Here is a 16,836-nt window from a genome sequence, read left to right as displayed (position 1 = left end):
GGCTCATCTTTTCTTTTACTATTAGACCTTCTTTGAACTTTTGCATGTATCAATTCTGCCTCAAATAAGTCATCTTCACTCAAATAATCGGTATAGCCGGCATCCATGTAGATGCTGCTTTCCGGTGCTACATCAAAAGGGAGTTTTCCAAGGCTTTGACTGTCATGCTCGCTACCAGGCACTATGCAAAACTCTACCGGTATTCCATTTAAAGTCATTACCTGTACCCGAACTCCGTAGAAATACCTCCTCATGGCAGCATGTTTACCCCGAAACGCTTCACCCCTTAATACTTTACAACGACCAATGCGTATATTGTCACACACTGCAACAGGAAAAGAGTCTAAGCGGTAATCGGCTGCCCCCGCCATGTCCTTTAACTGTTTACCCATTACTGAAAACATAAACAACAGCAGCTCTGAGAGCCGGTGCAGCCTTCGGCAAAACCTCGATTTATCTAACATCTGCGGCACATAGCCCTTCAATTTCATAAAGTGACGGGCATTTCCCTGGTGACCTCCAAAGTACAACGCTGATACAAAGGCCGTTGTAATAACCTCCGCATCGCTAACCCGTACCCGGATATCCTCCTTGTGGTGCAAAGATTTTAAAATATCATCTACTATACAATAAAGAGCTATAATTTACTATCGGAAAGCATGGCTTATATATTTTAGATGTGGTAATCCAAAATTATTATAAACATGCTTTCTTTTTTACTTCTTTACATAACTAGCAACTTAGGTTAATATAGAATCACTGTATAGCCTTTGCTTTGTGTATATAGATGCAGTGAAGAGGGGTAAAGTATTGAAGATGGATTTATTGTTTCGAATTTTATTTACATAATATATATATACATTTGTACTAGTATAAGACATTTATTTTAATAATATCTATTGTTTAATTAAGCAACTACTCCTAAAAAATGAGAAAGCTTACTTTAGGACTGTTCGTAGCCCTTTTATTTACCCAGCTCTCTTTATCTCAAGACCGTCCTTTTATTACTAAATGGCAAGCTGATGGATCTGGTCAGATTTCATTTAAAGCCCAAACTGCTGGAGATGTCACCTATACGGCAAAGTTTAGTACGGGTAGTGGTTATGATAGTATTATGGGTACTTTTAACAAGCCAACAATGGAGGATGCTGAGGGATTTGTATCTATATCCGTCCTTCCTTCAGGAGTTGATGTCGAATTACGTTTAGGACCGCAGAACTTGATGGCGGTTCATATGTACGGTATTAATTTTAAAGAAATATCGCAATGGGGTGATGTTGTGTGGTCATCGATGGCTCACGCATTTGAAAACTCATATGAAATGGATGTAACGGCAACGGATAAGCCTAATTTGTCGCAGGTAACTGACATGAGTTCTATGTTTGAACAGTGTTGGAATTTAACCGGTCCTAATAATATTAATGATTGGGATGTGGTTAATGTGCGTAATATGAGAAATATGTTTAATGGTGCTAGATCTTTCAACCAGCCGTTGAATAATTGGGATGTGAGTAGGGTGGAGGATATGTCATTCATGTTTTCTGGCGCTGAAAGCTTTAACCAGCCTCTTGATAATTGGGATGTGAGTAATGTGTGGGATATGAGTGGCATGTTTACTTCAGCTGAAAGCTTTAACCAGCCTCTTGATAATTGGGATGTGAGTAATGTGCGTAATATGAGAAGCATGTTTAGTAGTGCTAGATCTTTCAACCAGCCGTTGAATAATTGGGATGTGAGTAATGTGGGGAATATGAGTGACATGTTTTCTGGCGCTGAAAGCTTTAACCATCCTCTTGATAATTGGGATGTGAGTAATGTGCGTAATATGAGAAGCATGTTTAGTAGTGCTAGATCTTTCAACCAGCCTCTTGATAGTTGGGATGTGAGTAATGTGAGGGATATGGCATACATGTTTTCTGGCGCTGAAAGCTTTAACCAGCCTCTTGATAATTGGAATGTAAGTAATGTGCGTAATATGAGAAACATGTTTAGTAGTGCTAGATCTTTCAACCAGCCGTTGAATAATTGGGATGTGAGCAATGTTGATTATTTTGGTGATGGCTTCGCGGGTATGTTTTACTATGCCACTTCTTTTGATCAAAACCTAGGTAGCTGGAAGATGCACCCCAATACAGGATATATAACGCTCGGTCCATCAGGTATGAGCTGTGAGAACTATACACTTACATTGATTGGCTGGGCAGCTAATAATCTCCATTTGACCAACGTGTCTGTGGATGTATACCATACTAGTTATGGTCCTGCTGCAGATGCAGCGCATTCATTATTAGAAGGTAATGGATGGATATTTAATGACGATGGTCTCGATGAGTCCTGTAATGTAACATTGCCGGTAGTATTTGGAGATATTAGCGCATTATACAAGAATGGTCAGTTGCAAGTAAACTGGACTACGTTATCAGAACTCAACAACGCGTATTTTGAAATAGAAGCCTCTGTCGACGGTACAAACTTTGTAAGCATTGGTACAGTACAAAGCTTGGCTAAGGACGGCAACTCCGACCAACCTTTACAATACAGCTTCAGCAAAACCGCATCACGCAACGCGTTGCTAGTTGGTATAGCTGCATTAACCTTGGCCATAGGTAGCTTTGTTGCAGGTCGTAGAAAAGCGGGAGCTATGATGTTGGGGGCATGTATGCTGTTGGTGGGTATAGCTGCATCATGTAATAAGAAGGATAGCTTTGCTTTACCTGCCGAAGATAAAGACCTGTACATTCGTATTAAGCAAGTAGATAAAGACGGTAGCTATAAATACAGTAAAGTAGTGAAGGTGATGTTTGAACATTAACTGTACACGGGGTTATATTACTCAAAGGGTCGGTATTATTGCCGGTCCTTTGAGTAAAAAAAAGAAGCACACACGAAAATCATATCGATAGGCTATTACCCAAAGTCGGAATTTTTTAATAGAACGTTTTTTCCTGTCAATATTTATATAAGAATATTTGTAAGGTATTGCTACATTATTTTGTAACCCCTTATAAAAAACCGCTATTTAAGAATAATCTTAACAGCGGTTTTAAACATGATTGTATCATTGTAATGATAAGGAACGGATTCCCAATATTTTAATAATATTATTCGATACCCTTCCGTACTACACCGCTAAAGAAAGTCTATTCATACTTATTAAAATAGTACATTATGCCTTTCGGTTATTGTAATGTTTAGGGGCGTAAAATCTATCATTATTATCCGGTTTCTACATCATCGAAATGTATACATGGAAATTACGAACTAGCTATTAGCACAATAGATCATGCCTTCTTGCTACTCTTGAAATTACAACAAAAAGGCTTAATGAAGAAATATTAGTTATATATTTTTGAATCTCGCCATCTTGCAATGTGTAAATTATGAATAATTATATAATTATGCATATTGTGATAATATATGTAAAATGTTTTTGCTTTGATAAATATTGGTGAGCGTCCCTATTTCTAGGGATCGCATTTATTTTATTCCATTTATAATCACTCCTACATTTGCTATCAAAATTTTAATCAACCGTTAGATAAATGGGATGTGAGTAAGGTTGTAAATATGAGTGCCCTGTTTATGGAGCTAACAAATTCAATCAGCCTTTGGATAATTGGAACGTGATTAAGGCGGAGTATGTTGATAATATGTACTTTGATGCACTTTCTTTTAATCAAAATTTTGGTAGCTGAGTTTTACATCTTAATGCTTCTCAAATTTCGATAGCTAATACAGCTATGAGTTGTGAAAATTATACTTATACTCTTAAAGGTTGGTTAGATAAAAATCCCGATAAAAAAGATTTTATTATAGATGCATATAACTGTACATATGGTGCTGCAGCCGAGGGATTATGTATTCAAGCGTCTTTCGAGTTAGGATGGATTTTCAATGAAGATGTTTTTGATGGTACATGTACGGTCACGTTACCTGTAACTTTTGGTGCTATCACGGCCTTATTTAAGGATGATCAGTTACTTATCAACTGGACTACCTTATCTGAAGTAAATAATGCCTATTTTGAGGTAGAAGCGTCTACGGATGGTAAAAACTTTGTGAGTCTTGGTAAGGTGCAAAGCCTGGCTAAGGATGGTAGTTCTGACCACTCTTTACAATATAATTTCAGTAAAACCACCTCCCATACTGCGCTACTAGCGGGTGTGTCTGCATTATTGCTTGCTATCGACAGTATGGCTACCGGTCGCAGAAAAGTGGGGGCTTTGATGTTGCTTACCTTTATGTTATTGGGAGGTGTATTCATGTCTTGCTCTAAGCAGGATAAGGTGGTTTTACCATCAGAGGCTCAAGACTTATACATTCGTATCAAACAAGTGGATAAGGATGGTAGGTATCAGTACAGCAAGGTGGTGAAAGTAGTATATGAAAATTAGTTTTCTGTATCAATAATGAAGTATAGGACCGGCTTCGTACCGGTCCTTTTTTTTATTACTGAATGTTAATTACAGTTACTTTTATGAATCAAATTTGCTGCTGTGTGATGAAAGTATAGTATAAGATGCTACGCGTTTTATCCAATTCTGTAATCAATGCAAAAATCTCTTTTATTGTTTGCTTTTAATTTTGCCTGTGGACTTATTATTTGCATGGCATCGGCCATTTGTTACCAAAATGTAGTGTGCTAATATGACCAGCTTTGATATTAATATTACTCTCATCGAGTAATGCTCCTTATGGCTGGTGCTTTTGGCACAAAGGATGAAAAGGGAGTTCTAAACCCTCTGTCTTTCATCTTCCATATGGGAATGCGTATAATTGAGGTATGTAATCTTCCGGCTAATTAGTATGATTTTATCTTGAATTTAGCCCCAAATTCTAAGTAATTTAGTAACAATCAAAGTGTAGTATTGATAGATGTAGCAATGCTTTGATAGAACATATACATCTAAGCATGTTTTCAGTATCGCAGGAATTTAGAGATCTCAGCTACCTAGCCGTTAGTCTATATAATAGGATAGATATGTTACTAATGTTTGTAGCCTGCTGGATATTTAAGCGCTTCTGCAATGTTAATGGTTGAGATGTAAGCTATGTGGAGAATATGGATGTAATGTTTCGCTTGGGGACTTTATTCTATCTGTCGCTCGACCAGTGGGGTGTGAACCATGTGACAACGATGTCTGGGTTGTGTGATGTGGTTGGCAGCTTTAATTAAAAGCGGGAAGGTTGGAAAGATGGCTTTCTTTTGAGCAAATATACCTAGGTGCTTTAGAAGTTGATTGTAATAACCATAGCCTTTGTTTGCTGAGGAGCGAAGCTAATAATCTGGTATGATGAGTATCGGTACATGAAGTGCTTATCGAGGCGTATAGCAGGGTACATTTGAAGGTATCGCCAAAACGTTTCCGTGTATATTCGGCCATCAAGTATCGTATATAAGAATAAGGAACTTCAAATAAGTTGAACTTCCTTATTCGCGATTAGCAATACTTATTTTGAGACTGAGGCTTCAACCGATAGTAAAGCGGTAAAAATAATGTTTGAACATTAAATGTGTCTATCCGTTCACAAGTTAAGCATGCAACTCAATGCGGATGCTTTACTTTATAAAAAAGCCGCTGTTAAACACAACAGCGGCTTTTTAAATTCTGCGAAGAGCTTTTTATTTTTTTATAACGGTTATGGTTTTTGAGTATGTTGTAGTACCGTCTTTATCTACTTGAGCTATTCGTACAAAATACTTGCTGCTGTCTTTATTTAACTTATCCAGATCACTTTTAGAGCAAGAATATAAAATACCTATGCATCCAAAACATATTAATAGAGATGCTATCCACCGTTTTCTTCGACATAGTATGCCACCTACTAGGAATGTTAAGAAGCTGAGGCCTAATACAACCGGGTTAATGGATTTTGAAAATGTATAAGTGAGTGGTATATCAGAATTGCCACCTATAGCTTTTGAAGAAACCTTGCCTATCTGCTTAAAGTGAACCCCATCAGATGACAGTTCTACGATAAAATGACTATTATTTTCTTCTTTCAAAACCTCCCACTCAATTGTAAGGTTATTGTTTTCGAAGAAAGCGCTAATTGCACCAAATATTACGGGCAATGCTTCTGAAAATTGAACACTCACTGTGGCAGGTGTGGGATCCTGCAATCCTGTAGCGTCAATAACGGAGTAAGTAAAGCTGGTGACATCCACTCCAGATACTGGATCCACTAATTGAAGTGTAAGTTGGGAAGGATCGAAATTATCAATGCGATATCCATTCTCTCCTAAATCAGTTATAGGGTTGTTATTATAGTATAGAGCAAATCCATTAGTGGGTAAACTTGTAATAACAATAGATCTTCCGGTCCAATCCTCACCATTAGGATCGCCGTCAGGAAAGTCTTCAGCATCACTACCTTTGATAAGACCGGTTAAAGGAATGTTCTGATTGGGTACAGGTGGCCCATCGATTGGCAAGACAGAATCATGGCTTTCAGGTTGTTGGCTGATGCCAAAATTAACACTGCTTACATCATCATTGCCGATAACAACATTACTTAATATTCCGGAAGGTTCACCATCGCTACCGGTTCCGCTACCTACTTTTTGTCCTGTTACACTCCATCCTGCGGGTAATACTACGGATGGTGGGGTGGTGCTTCCCAAAGTGCCGGGCTCGCTGGTGAGAATAATATTATAATTTTTACCAGGAGCAGCAGCAAGTATATAAGTGCCATCAGGTTCTACAGAGGCGATGTCAAGAATTTTGCCTTCGTCAATATCCCATAATACTACACTTAATGTACCGCCACCATTGGTACCTGTACCATTGACTATATTATCCGTCAGGCCGTTTACATCATAAAATACATTACCTGATATAGCCACATTTTCAAAGATGGCAAATGGACAGGATGCGCCATCATTATTTTCATTAGCAGCTACTGTAGGGCCTACTTGTACCGAAGTTAAATTAGTTATATCAATTTTATAATATCGGCCTTGTAAGTTAGCAAACACATATAAACTACCCGTTCCATCAAAAAAAACAGATCCATAAGCAGATCCTTCACTTTGGATACCCCCTCCCGTAACTAGACCGCTGCTTAAAGTTAAAACCCCTGTTTTAATATCTAAGGTGGCTAGCTTAAATCGGTTAGGGTCGGCTCCTCCTCCGCCCCAAATGGGACCATTAATTCCATAGAAGAGACCATCCTCAGGATTGTATGCCATATCACTTGTATTAAGTGACGCTCCATTGGCTAAAGAGGTATAATATGGGGCTGCGGTTTTAGCGGGGTAAGGGAAAGTTGCACTAGTGGGATCTACTAACTTTCCATACGTATCAGGCCTGTTCGGATTTATATCCAACACATAATATCGTGTACGTACAAAAGGCTGGTTATTGGCTATAAACATGTAACCATCATTTGTTACAGCACCATTATTGCAATATTCCAGACCTGTAACTGTTATAACAGAATCTCCGGTTAAACCAAATTTAATTATTTGATTATTAGGGGTGCCGGATCTGGAAGCGTACATATAATTATCAATAGGTGAATAAACCACAGCGTTTACTGCATAAGGTAGTGTTCGAACAGTAGTTCTTGTCCCTGTATTTATATCATATGCATATAAAGTAGTTGAGTTAGAACCGTTACTTACCGTTTGATAAGCAACATTCGTACATTCAAAAGGAGTCATTTCAGAGGGGGCTCTTGGGCTAGTAGTGGTGCGGTAAAAAAGGTTAATAGAACTAAGAAAATGAGAGCAAGTCGTTTAAAATTTGTAATCATATTAATAGTATTAGAAGGTGAGGGTGATGAATGTTAAATACTTTAATGATTTTTTTTTAGAAAAAAGTCACTCTATTCTATCAGTTTGAGTATGCCAAAATATTATAAAAATATGCTGTTGAGGGTGTGAACTATATGTTGTATACTCAAAAGAGATATTCTTATGGTAGAAAAGCATTATTTGTAGTGAAATGTTTTTAACTGTTTTTTAAGCGTTAAGTACATACTACTGAATTTTAAAATGTCTTACAAATTTGTTAAAATAAAAATAAATAAAATTTCTTTTAAGTCCCAATTTATTGTTTATTTGTTTCATAAACAGCCTAGTACAAGAGTTAATTCTACATCAGCTCCTATTAATTGGCAATAATAAATAGCGGTTTATAATAAGCTACATTAATCCTAAACTCTTAATTTATGTAAACGGGCATAGTTTAACGGAGATTGTCCAAATTTTCGTTTAAAGCTTTTGGTGAACTGTGAAGCAGAAGTAAAACCACATAGAAAGGCTATTTCATTCATTTTATAAAAGCCTTGATTGATTAAAGTTACAGCTTGGTTTAAACGTCTGTCTTCAATAAGCTCATTAGGTGTGCAGTGTGCTAATGATTTGATTTTTCGATAAAGAGAGGCACGGCTCATGTGAAGAATTTGTGCCAGCAGATTTAGATTTAGTTCTGGGTAGGCAATGTTTTCATCAATAATATTATTAAGCTGGTTAATAAAATATTCTTCCTCCGTAATAAGATTGTCCCCGTGTGTCTTTTTAGGTGAGATAAAGCTCAGTATTCGGGTACGGTTTTCTATTATTGAAACCACTTGTGCTTTTACGTATGAGGGAGAAAAGGGTTTTTCAATGTATACATCTGCGCCTTCATGTAATCCTTGAATTTTATTTTCTTCTTCTGATTTTGCAGATAATAAAATAACTGGAATATGACTTAGATGTGGGGTATTTTTCACAAAATTGCATAAATCTAGCCCGTCTTTTCCAGGCATCACTACATCTGATATGATCAGCGAAACAGAGAGCGAATTAAGTATTTTTATAGCATCATCTCCATTTAATGCCGAAAATACTTTGAATTCGACATCTAGCAAGTCCGACAATAAATCTACAATAAAAGCATCATCATCAACGATAAGAATGGAATGTTGTTTCATAATGCAATTGGCAACAGTTAGGTTAGGTATAGAAAAGAACCTATTTATTGTAAAAATATACTACAATAAGCAAGATTTTATCTTTTTACCAAAACTTCAATTATTACATCCTTATAGTTACAATATAATGAAAAACTTTTGTATTTTAATAAAAGTTATTATTCAGCACACTACAATCGTTTTATTTTGAGAACGCAATAAGTGCGCCAGAGGGTATGTCAAATGGCCGCATAAATGCGCCAATCTGTCACTCTCTTTTAAGGTTTTTGTAAATGGATAGAAATTTGTACGTTTACCCACGTTAATTAATGTATCAGCATGACTTATAATTCTGAATTTGAAAAATATGCCGTAAAACACAAGGGTATTTCCAGTAATACCCTTAATAGCTATGGAAACTATCTGGTTACGGCTCTTACTCCTAACATTATTGAAGAACGCCCCATGAACGTGGCGGTAATGGATGTATATAGCCGGTTGATGATGGACCGCATCATTTTTGTAGGTTATCCTATCAATGATGAGGTGGCCAACATCATTACTGCTCAGTTGCTGTTTCTTGACAGTACCGATCGCACTCGTGATATTAATATGTATATTAATAGTCCGGGCGGGAGCGTGTATGCCGGTTTAGGAGTATATGATACTATGCAGTATGTGTCTCCCGATATCGCCACTATTTGTATAGGCATGGCGGCTTCGATGTCATGTGTGTTGCTGGCAGCAGGTACGCCGGGGAAACGTGCTGCGCTAAAACATTCCCGTATCATGATGCATCAGCCTAGCGGTGCCATTGGCGGACAAGCCAGCGATATTGAAATTACCGTCAACGAGATCAGAAAACTCAAAAATGATCTCTACGAAATAGTACAGAACCATACCGGAAAGCCTCTGGATCAAATCGAAAAAGATTTTGATCGGGATAAATGGATGACTTCCCTAGAAGCAAAAGAGTATGGTATCATTGATGAAGTACTGATGGTAGGTAAGAAAGAAAAATAAAGCTTAGACAACATAAATTCTATAAAAATGAGCATCTCAAACATATACAGCCAAAAATGGCATCAGCCCATTATCAGTGATGAGGAGGAGGAAAAAGAGCGGGAGAATAAAGCCGATGAGCTTTCCATGTTTAACAAACGCCTCGAAAAACTCTTCTTTGAAAAAAGGAGTGTATACCTGTGGGGAGTGGTTGATGATAAAAGTGCGCGCGAAGTCACTACAAAATTGTTGCTGCTGGATGCTGATAAACCCGGAGAAGAAATCAAATTTTATATCAACAGCCCCGGAGGGGTAGTCACCAGCGGTATGGTGATTTATGATACCATGAAGATGATTAGCAGCCCCGTAAGTACTATTTGTATGGGGATCGCAGCTTCTATGGGTAGTATCCTATTGAGTGGTGGCGAAAAGGGCAAACGTTATATTTACCCCCATGGTGAGGTAATGATACATCAGCCTTCATTGGGTGGTTACTTCCGTGGTGTAACGGCCGATTTGGAGATTCAGGCACGTCAAACTCAGCGTGTTAAGCAAATCGGGGCACAAATTTTGGCCGATAACTGTGGTAAAACTATAGAAGAAATTATGCGCGACTTCGATCGCGACTACTGGATGAATGCCGAGGAAGCCATACAGTATGGTATTGTAGATAAAGTGGTGGACAAGCTGTAGTTCATTTCATAAATAGTTAATATTATAAAAAAGTCCACTACTCAGTAGTGGATTTTTTACCTTTGTAGACAAGAATCATACGCAGAGATTATCTCTGTAATAAAGTAATAGACAATGAAGGAAAAAATCTCAGGCAATGTTTTGCACTGTTCTTTCTGCGGAAGAAGCCGCGATGATGTGGAAATTCTAATTGCAGGACAGGAAGGACATATCTGCGAAAACTGTGTAGAACATGCCCAAGAAATCATCGAGCAGGAGTTAAACCTGAAACGTCATCTTAACAATTCCGGCTATTCGCTGAATGTGAAGAAGCCTATGGAGATTAAAGCATTCCTAGATGAATACGTTATCGGACAAGATGACGCCAAGAAAGTATTGTCGGTAGCTGTGTACAATCACTATAAAAGATTAAAACAAAAAGCTTCTGGCAGAGAACTGGATCCGCTTAACGAAGTGGAGATTGAGAAAAGCAATATCATTATGGTGGGAGAAACCGGTACAGGAAAAACCCTACTTGCCAAAAGTATTGCCAAGATTCTCAATGTTCCCTTTGCCATTGTAGATGCTACCGTATTTACCGAAGCCGGATATGTGGGAGAGGATGTAGAGAGTATCCTTACCCGTTTGTTGCAAGTATGTAACTACGATGTAGAGGCTGCAGAAAGAGGGATTGTATACATCGATGAAATAGACAAGATTGCAAGAAAAAGCGATAACCCCAGCATTACCCGCGATGTTAGTGGTGAAGGTGTGCAACAGGGTTTGCTAAAGCTACTCGAAGGTACCGATGTATTAGTGCCACCGCAGGGAGGACGTAAACATCCTGATCAGAAAATGATTAAGGTGAATACGAATAATATCCTTTTTATATGTGGAGGTGCATTCGACGGAGTAGATAAAATTATCGCCCGTAGAATACAAACAAATACTATCGGATTTAATGTTGATAAGCAACAACAGGAAGATGTAAGGAAAAATCTGCTTCGTTTTGTGAATGCACAGGATCTCAAATCTTTTGGCCTCATACCTGAATTGTTGGGTCGCCTCCCGGTAGTAACCTATCTAGATCCTCTAGATGCAAGTGCCCTACGGGATATTCTTACCAAGCCCAAAAATGCTTTAATGAAGCAGTATCATAAGCTCTTTGAGTTGGAAGGCATTGAGCTGAAGGTGGAAGAAGAAGTGTATGATTTTATGGTACAAAAGGCAGTTGAGTATAAGTTGGGCGCGCGCGGATTGAGAAGTATCTGCGAAAGCATACTCACCGACGCTATGTATGAGCTGCCTTCTTCTAAGGAAAAAACCTTTACACTTACAAAAGAGTATGCCGAGAAGAAATTTAGCAAAAGTAAAATGGGATTAATTAAAGCGGCATAGATAATTATTCAGTAAATATTCAACCTTAAATTAATAGTCAATGAACGAAATTATCGAAAGGCTGCAAAGCGAGGCGGGACTTACCGAAGAGCAAGCCGCAAAAACATTAGAAGTAATAAAGAATTACGTGATTGAAAAGTTTCCCATGCTGGAAGGAGCGGTAGGTAATCTTTTTGGTAATAACTAATCAGCGAATAAAATATATTGCATGTAAAGCAGGCTTCGGTCTGCTTTTTTATTATACGAAATTAGGGAGGCGTGTATCAGACATTATTAAATGCCATGTGCCTATAAGGAGAGCTATGTTGTTTTTATCAGATAAAAGGCGAAAACTTTGAATGAAAAGTTCTCGCCTTACTGTAAAATATCTGCGCACGAAGGTAAGCGGAAGTATTATGGAAAAAGAAAAAGCATATTTAAATCTCACCGGCCATGTAAGGATCAGTTACAGATATATTGCCACTTTCGACATGCCCTGCATATAGGCGGTAAAAATGTTTATATCCTTTTACTTTTAAAATAAAATGATACCACCCATAGGTGGATTCCAAATTGATTTTTAGTTTTTTGCTTTTTTGGGCGTTTAATACGATTGTTTGTTCCTCTTTTTTATAAACAGGATCTGTGATGACAATTTCGAGATCCTCCCTGCCATTGTTGTTTAGTGTAAGTATTATTTTTTCTTCAGCTTTTCCACTTAACGGTTTCTGAGCGTAGTCGAACTTTATGGCAAGCTCAGGGTCATGTTTATCACCAGCGAAAACTCTACAGAATCCATTAGGTCCGTCTATAGAAAGTTGATACTGCTCTTTATCAAACTTTGCTAGTTCCAGATAATCTTTCACAGTATCGCCTGCTAAAACAGCATAGGCCCAGGTTTTGCCCTTATCATTGTTATAGGATGTTTGGGTATACATATTAAACGGAGCTCCTTTTGCTCCTACAACCTTTTCCGCGCTAAACGAAAGTTCCAGTTGTTGCGATGTTTTGTTAAGAACACAATCGGCATGTAATCGGTAGGGAATAGCACAGGCGGGGCGGGTGCCGCTCTCCTGCAAAGGTGTGTTGGCGGCGATATCTTGTAAGTGATCTGTTTTATTGATTTTTTCAATCTGCGGTTCGGTTAACGGATCGGGAACCAACTGTTGTGGTTTGTTTTTTGCGTTTTGAATAGTGACGATAACTTTCTCTCGTTTCAGAAATTCAGGAAGCGGGAATGATTCCCCCTTATAGGGTCTGAATACTGATGTAAGATCGCCACAAATTGCCCTGCGCCAACTACTGATATTGTTGCACCGAATAGGTTTTCCGGTTTTCTTTTGAAGAAATTTTTCGAGAAACATTAATGTTGACGTGTGATCAAATATTTCTGAATTAACAAAGCCACCTTTGCTCCATGGTGATGCTACAATACACGGAACGCGGTATCCCAATCCGATAGGCCATCCGGACTGCTTTTCAAAATCTGAATCGCATTGAATGCCTGCCGAAACTTTTCCTCCAGTAGCGCCTCCGGGAATCACAAAGGGTGGTATATGGTCAAAATAACCATCGTTTTCATCATAATTGATGATTAAAATTGTTTTCTTCCAAACTTCCGGGTTTTGTGTAAGAATGTCCAGCACCTGCGAAACATACCATGTACCGTAGAAAGGAGTATCCGTATGATCGGAAAAACTCTCCGGAGCCGCTAGCCAGGATACAGTAGGCAACTTGTTATTTTCAACATCTTTTCTGAATTGATAGAGTATATCTCCTTTAGGGATGTTAACAGTTTCCTCAACTCCCTGATCATTAGTAAAAGTAAAAGGTTCTAGTTCCAGATAGTCTTCCTGTTCAATATTGGTAGTAAAGGCTTTATCAATCAAATTTTTTTCTCTTTGAGATAGCTGATTATAACGCGCCTGTACTTCTTCCGGGCTTAAATGCGGCGTGACAGTTTTATCGCCGTTTTTTCTGAAATAAGCCGAAAGTTTTACACGATGGCGTTTTACATACTCGATGGCGTTGTCTCCATAATTACCCAACCAATAGTCTTTTTTTCTTTCAAGATTGGCCGTCCATAGCTCGTTCTGATAAATTTTCCAGCTAATGCCATTATCTTCTAATATTTCAGGAAAAGTTTGCCAATCGACAAATACATTATTGCGCGATTCGGCATTGGAGTTATATACAGCAGCTATGGAATGACCATCGGGTCGGGGACGAATGTTGCCTGTCCAAAAGAAAAGTCGATTAGGAGTTGTTCCTGTTAAGGAGGAACAGAAATAATGATCGCAAATAGTAAAGGCATCGGCTAGTGCATAATAAAAAGGCATGTCATGACGATTATAGTATCCCATCGTCATAGCAGTTTTATGCGGGATCCATTGATCATATTTGCCATTATTACGGGCCTTACTTTGATCGGGCCAGCTATGCGGTAAGCCGCCCTGCCAAGTGATCTTGGTTTGGTGTATATCTAGATGAAAAGGGGCTATGGCTTTACCTTCTTTGTCTTTCTGTATCCATACCTTGTTACCATCAGGTAGGATTTTGGGGCGTGGATCGCTGAAACCTCTTACGCCTTTCATGCATCCAAAGAGATGATCAAATGATCGATTTTCCTGCATCAGTAGCACAATGTGTTCTGCATCGTAAAAGGTGGAGCCTTTGGGTGCATTAATGGCAAAAGCTCTTTCTACAGCAGATGCATTCATAGTGGTGACGGTAGTACCAGCCGCTAGGATTGCGGCTTGTTTTAGAAAATTTCTGCGGGATTGGTCCATAGCATAATTTTTTTCTTAGAAATAAAAATAAACATATTTACATGTTGCTTTAACTTATGGTTTGTCTGCTATTTCAAAACTGGTAAGCACCGCTGCATGATCCGAAGGCCATAGATTGTCTATGTTAGGATGTGTTCTAATGATTTTGGAACCAATCGGCTTGATTCCTTTACCCTTGTAATAAATGAAATCTATGCGACAATGAGGCAGCTGCCCGTAGATTGGTGACCATGTTCCCTCGGGTCGTTTTACTTCATCAGGATGTATTTCTCTGAAACTATCCTTATATCCTTCTTTTAGTAAATATCTGGAAACAGGGAAATGTACAGGCCCATATCCAAAGTGTAATGATGTAGCAGCTTTTGTCCAGTCCAGATGACTGGCTGAATTAAAATCTCCAGCTAAAATTACAATTAGGTCTTCTCTATCTAAATAGGGTTTGGTATCTTTTTCAATGATGTTTTGTATATCCTTTAATGCTTTTGCCGAATCTCCAGCAACCCATAATTCGGGATTTTGGCCTGTATTGGGATAGATGGAGGTATACTCCGGATCATTGCTATAACGCAGCCAGCATGAATTTACTAAAATGGTGCGTCCATTAGACAAATGTATCAATACAGGGTTGGAATTGAATGTATTGTGAGACTGTGGTAATGGTGTGATTTTATATCTGCTATAAACAGCTAAATTCTCTTTTGAATTTACTGAATACATATAATATCCTAGTGCATCGGCTATTTGCTGCTGAGAGCCGTATGCTTCCTGCATTGTAATAATGTCAGCATTCGCGGCTTTTAATACCTCAATAACTTTATTCATGCCATCATTGCCAAGATGTATACCGCCATGCCATATATTCCATTGCAATACTTTTATAATTTGAGAGCCAGGTTTACTGTTGCATATTAATTCAGGAATAATAGGATTAGTATCTTCTTCTGGTACATATGAGGTTTCATTTAAGCTAAATTCAGGCACCTTGATTTTTATTCTTCCTTGTCGTGTTGTATTTCTTGCGATATCGGCGGTTATAGTAATATAGTTAACTCCAGGAGATAAGCAAATTCGTTTTTGCTTATTTGTCAATGAAATCTTTTTTTTCGGATGGATATTTCTACCTAAGTATTGTATTACGGTATCCGATTTACCGTTGCTATAAGAATGAAAAATTTGTAATCGTTCAATATCGGGCAACCAGCTCACTTCAGAGAGGTCTAGGGTGATTCCCGTAAGATATGCAGGGCTGTTGTGCTGATTAAGTATAATTCTTAATTTAAGTATCTGGAAGTTTTTGCTGTGTTGATCATAATCCCACTCGTTATGTAATATCACTGCATTAAATAAAGGTTGTTCGTTTGGGTTGTATTTGAAGTGGATATTATTGCTTGGAACAGTGGAGGCTAAAGGAGCCCGGCCCCTGAAATGAATGCGTCCGTTTCTGAGATGAAAAGTTTGCCAGCTTTTTCCTACCCAATTAATACCAATCTCATTAATTCCATCATCAAAATTATAATAAGCTACAAGACTTTTGAAATTTGGATGATTATTGTTGAGTGGCCGTTTCATCCAGTATTGTATTTCGGATTCATCTACCGCAGCATTCCAGATGCGTACCTCATCCATTAACCCTTTATATACAGTGGCACTTTTTAAGTGCGATCCTAATGTGCCGGGTATTATAGAGAAGCTGGTTAGTTTTTTTGCTACAATATGTCCATCAATATATAATTGGGTTATTTCTCCGTTGCAGGATAAAGCAATGTGATGCCAGCCCTCGTCTAATATTGCTTCAGACCAAATATCAGCAAAAGGATTTCCAATTTTACCTCCTATAAAAATGAGTGGTAAATTGTGTGCAGTATTAAGTGTACTATATTCTCCCCCACCAATGATTACGGCCGTATCTTTGAGTAGGTTAGAATCGGGCTTGATCCACACTTCAAGAGTCCAAGGCGCTTTGATAACACCAATTCCGGTACATACATTATTATCTTTCCCGTCTAATTTTAGAGCTCTGTTGTGAGGAGTGTATTGGGCCGAAATAATTGTTGTATACAAACATAGGCATAAACACCCCAATAATCGTTTTACA

At 38.2% G+C, this 16,836-nt stretch carries 12 protein-coding genes and 1 pseudogene; 8 read left to right on the top strand and 5 right to left on the bottom strand.

Annotated features, from left to right (window positions below; all coding sequences use genetic code 11):
* The coding region (locus tag V2H41_RS10605) for a transposase (protein ID WP_330975129.1) at positions 1-392 on the bottom strand (392 nt) is incomplete at its 3' end.
* A 536-nt stretch (positions 393-928) separates the two neighbouring features.
* Between V2H41_RS10605 and V2H41_RS10600 the strand changes: the two genes are divergently transcribed.
* The 4 genes and pseudogenes from V2H41_RS10600 (at position 929) to V2H41_RS10595 (ending at position 4,394) form a co-directional block, all read left to right on the top strand.
* Positions 929-2,812 (top strand): BspA family leucine-rich repeat surface protein, encoded by a 1,884-nt coding sequence (locus tag V2H41_RS10600; protein WP_330975128.1) that lies wholly within the window; start codon positions 929-931, stop codon positions 2,810-2,812.
* 677 nt (positions 2,813-3,489) lie between these two features.
* Positions 3,490-3,627 (top strand): BspA family leucine-rich repeat surface protein, encoded by a 138-nt coding sequence (locus V2H41_RS13975; protein ID WP_474064770.1) that lies wholly within the window; start codon positions 3,490-3,492, stop codon positions 3,625-3,627.
* A pseudogene (locus tag V2H41_RS14010) lies at positions 3,597-3,695 on the top strand (BspA family leucine-rich repeat surface protein); the annotation flags it as partial. The gene V2H41_RS13975 and the pseudogene V2H41_RS14010, both read left to right, overlap by 31 nt.
* Positions 3,696-3,740: 45 nt before the next feature.
* The gene (locus tag V2H41_RS10595; RefSeq protein ID WP_330975127.1) at positions 3,741-4,394 is read left to right on the top strand and encodes a hypothetical protein; all 654 of its coding nucleotides are present in this window, start codon (positions 3,741-3,743) and stop codon (positions 4,392-4,394) included.
* 1,229 nt (positions 4,395-5,623) lie between these two features.
* Here the strand turns inward: V2H41_RS10595 and V2H41_RS10590 are convergent.
* Both V2H41_RS10590 and V2H41_RS10585 read right to left on the bottom strand, forming a co-directional pair.
* Positions 5,624-7,666, bottom strand: coding sequence for a DUF6923 family protein (locus tag V2H41_RS10590; RefSeq protein WP_330975126.1), 2,043 nt, complete (start codon positions 7,664-7,666; stop codon positions 5,624-5,626).
* 494 nt (positions 7,667-8,160) lie between these two features.
* Entirely contained in the window at positions 8,161-8,922 is a 762-nt protein-coding gene (locus V2H41_RS10585; protein ID WP_330975125.1) for a response regulator, read from the bottom strand.
* A 318-nt stretch (positions 8,923-9,240) separates the two neighbouring features.
* On the opposite strand from V2H41_RS10585, the gene V2H41_RS10580 reads away from it, so the two are divergent.
* From V2H41_RS10580 to V2H41_RS10565, 4 genes are all read left to right on the top strand, one after another.
* Positions 9,241-9,924, top strand: coding sequence for a ClpP family protease (locus V2H41_RS10580; protein WP_330975124.1), 684 nt, complete (start codon positions 9,241-9,243; stop codon positions 9,922-9,924).
* Positions 9,925-9,951: 27 nt separating this feature from the next.
* Positions 9,952-10,596 carry a ClpP family protease gene (locus V2H41_RS10575; RefSeq protein WP_330975123.1) on the top strand — a complete coding sequence of 215 codons (645 nt, stop codon included), beginning with the start codon at positions 9,952-9,954 and terminating at the stop codon, positions 10,594-10,596.
* Between the two features lie 114 nt (positions 10,597-10,710).
* Entirely contained in the window at positions 10,711-11,973 is a 1,263-nt protein-coding gene (clpX, locus tag V2H41_RS10570) for an ATP-dependent Clp protease ATP-binding subunit ClpX (protein ID WP_330975122.1), read from the top strand.
* Positions 11,974-12,013: 40 nt separating this feature from the next.
* Complete coding sequence (locus V2H41_RS10565) at positions 12,014-12,160, top strand: hypothetical protein (protein WP_330975121.1); 147 nt, start codon at positions 12,014-12,016, stop codon at positions 12,158-12,160.
* A 229-nt stretch (positions 12,161-12,389) separates the two neighbouring features.
* On the opposite strand, the gene V2H41_RS10560 is transcribed toward V2H41_RS10565, so the two are convergent.
* Positions 12,390-14,741 carry a phosphocholine-specific phospholipase C gene (locus V2H41_RS10560; protein WP_330975120.1) on the bottom strand — a complete coding sequence of 784 codons (2,352 nt, stop codon included), beginning with the start codon at positions 14,739-14,741 and terminating at the stop codon, positions 12,390-12,392.
* Positions 14,742-14,795: 54 nt separating this feature from the next.
* The gene (locus V2H41_RS10555; protein WP_330975119.1) at positions 14,796-16,802 is read right to left on the bottom strand and encodes an endonuclease/exonuclease/phosphatase family protein; all 2,007 of its coding nucleotides are present in this window, start codon (positions 16,800-16,802) and stop codon (positions 14,796-14,798) included.
* Positions 16,803-16,836: the final 34 nt, after the last annotated feature.

Origin of the sequence: Niabella digestorum, assembly GCF_036409055.1 — a bacterium.
GTDB lineage: Bacteria > Bacteroidota > Bacteroidia > Chitinophagales > Chitinophagaceae > Niabella > Niabella composti.
The sequence above is the reverse complement of the archived record's forward strand: the minus strand, read 5'-3'. Positions and strand labels throughout refer to the sequence as shown.

Coding starts and splice junctions, on each gene's coding strand:
- V2H41_RS10580 (WP_330975124.1), top strand. CDS start 9,241: ATGACTTATAATTCTGAATTTGAAAAATATGCCGTAAAACACAAGGGT.
- V2H41_RS10575 (WP_330975123.1), top strand. CDS start 9,952: ATGAGCATCTCAAACATATACAGCCAAAAATGGCATCAGCCCATTATC.
- V2H41_RS10585 (WP_330975125.1), bottom strand. CDS start 8,922: ATGAAACAACATTCCATTCTTATCGTTGATGATGATGCTTTTATTGTA.
- V2H41_RS10600 (WP_330975128.1), top strand. CDS start 929: ATGAGAAAGCTTACTTTAGGACTGTTCGTAGCCCTTTTATTTACCCAG.
- V2H41_RS10590 (WP_330975126.1), bottom strand. CDS start 7,666: ATGACTCCTTTTGAATGTACGAATGTTGCTTATCAAACGGTAAGTAAC.
- V2H41_RS10565 (WP_330975121.1), top strand. CDS start 12,014: ATGAACGAAATTATCGAAAGGCTGCAAAGCGAGGCGGGACTTACCGAA.
- V2H41_RS10560 (WP_330975120.1), bottom strand. CDS start 14,741: ATGGACCAATCCCGCAGAAATTTTCTAAAACAAGCCGCAATCCTAGCG.
- clpX (WP_330975122.1), top strand. CDS start 10,711: ATGAAGGAAAAAATCTCAGGCAATGTTTTGCACTGTTCTTTCTGCGGA.
- V2H41_RS10595 (WP_330975127.1), top strand. CDS start 3,741: ATGAGTTGTGAAAATTATACTTATACTCTTAAAGGTTGGTTAGATAAA.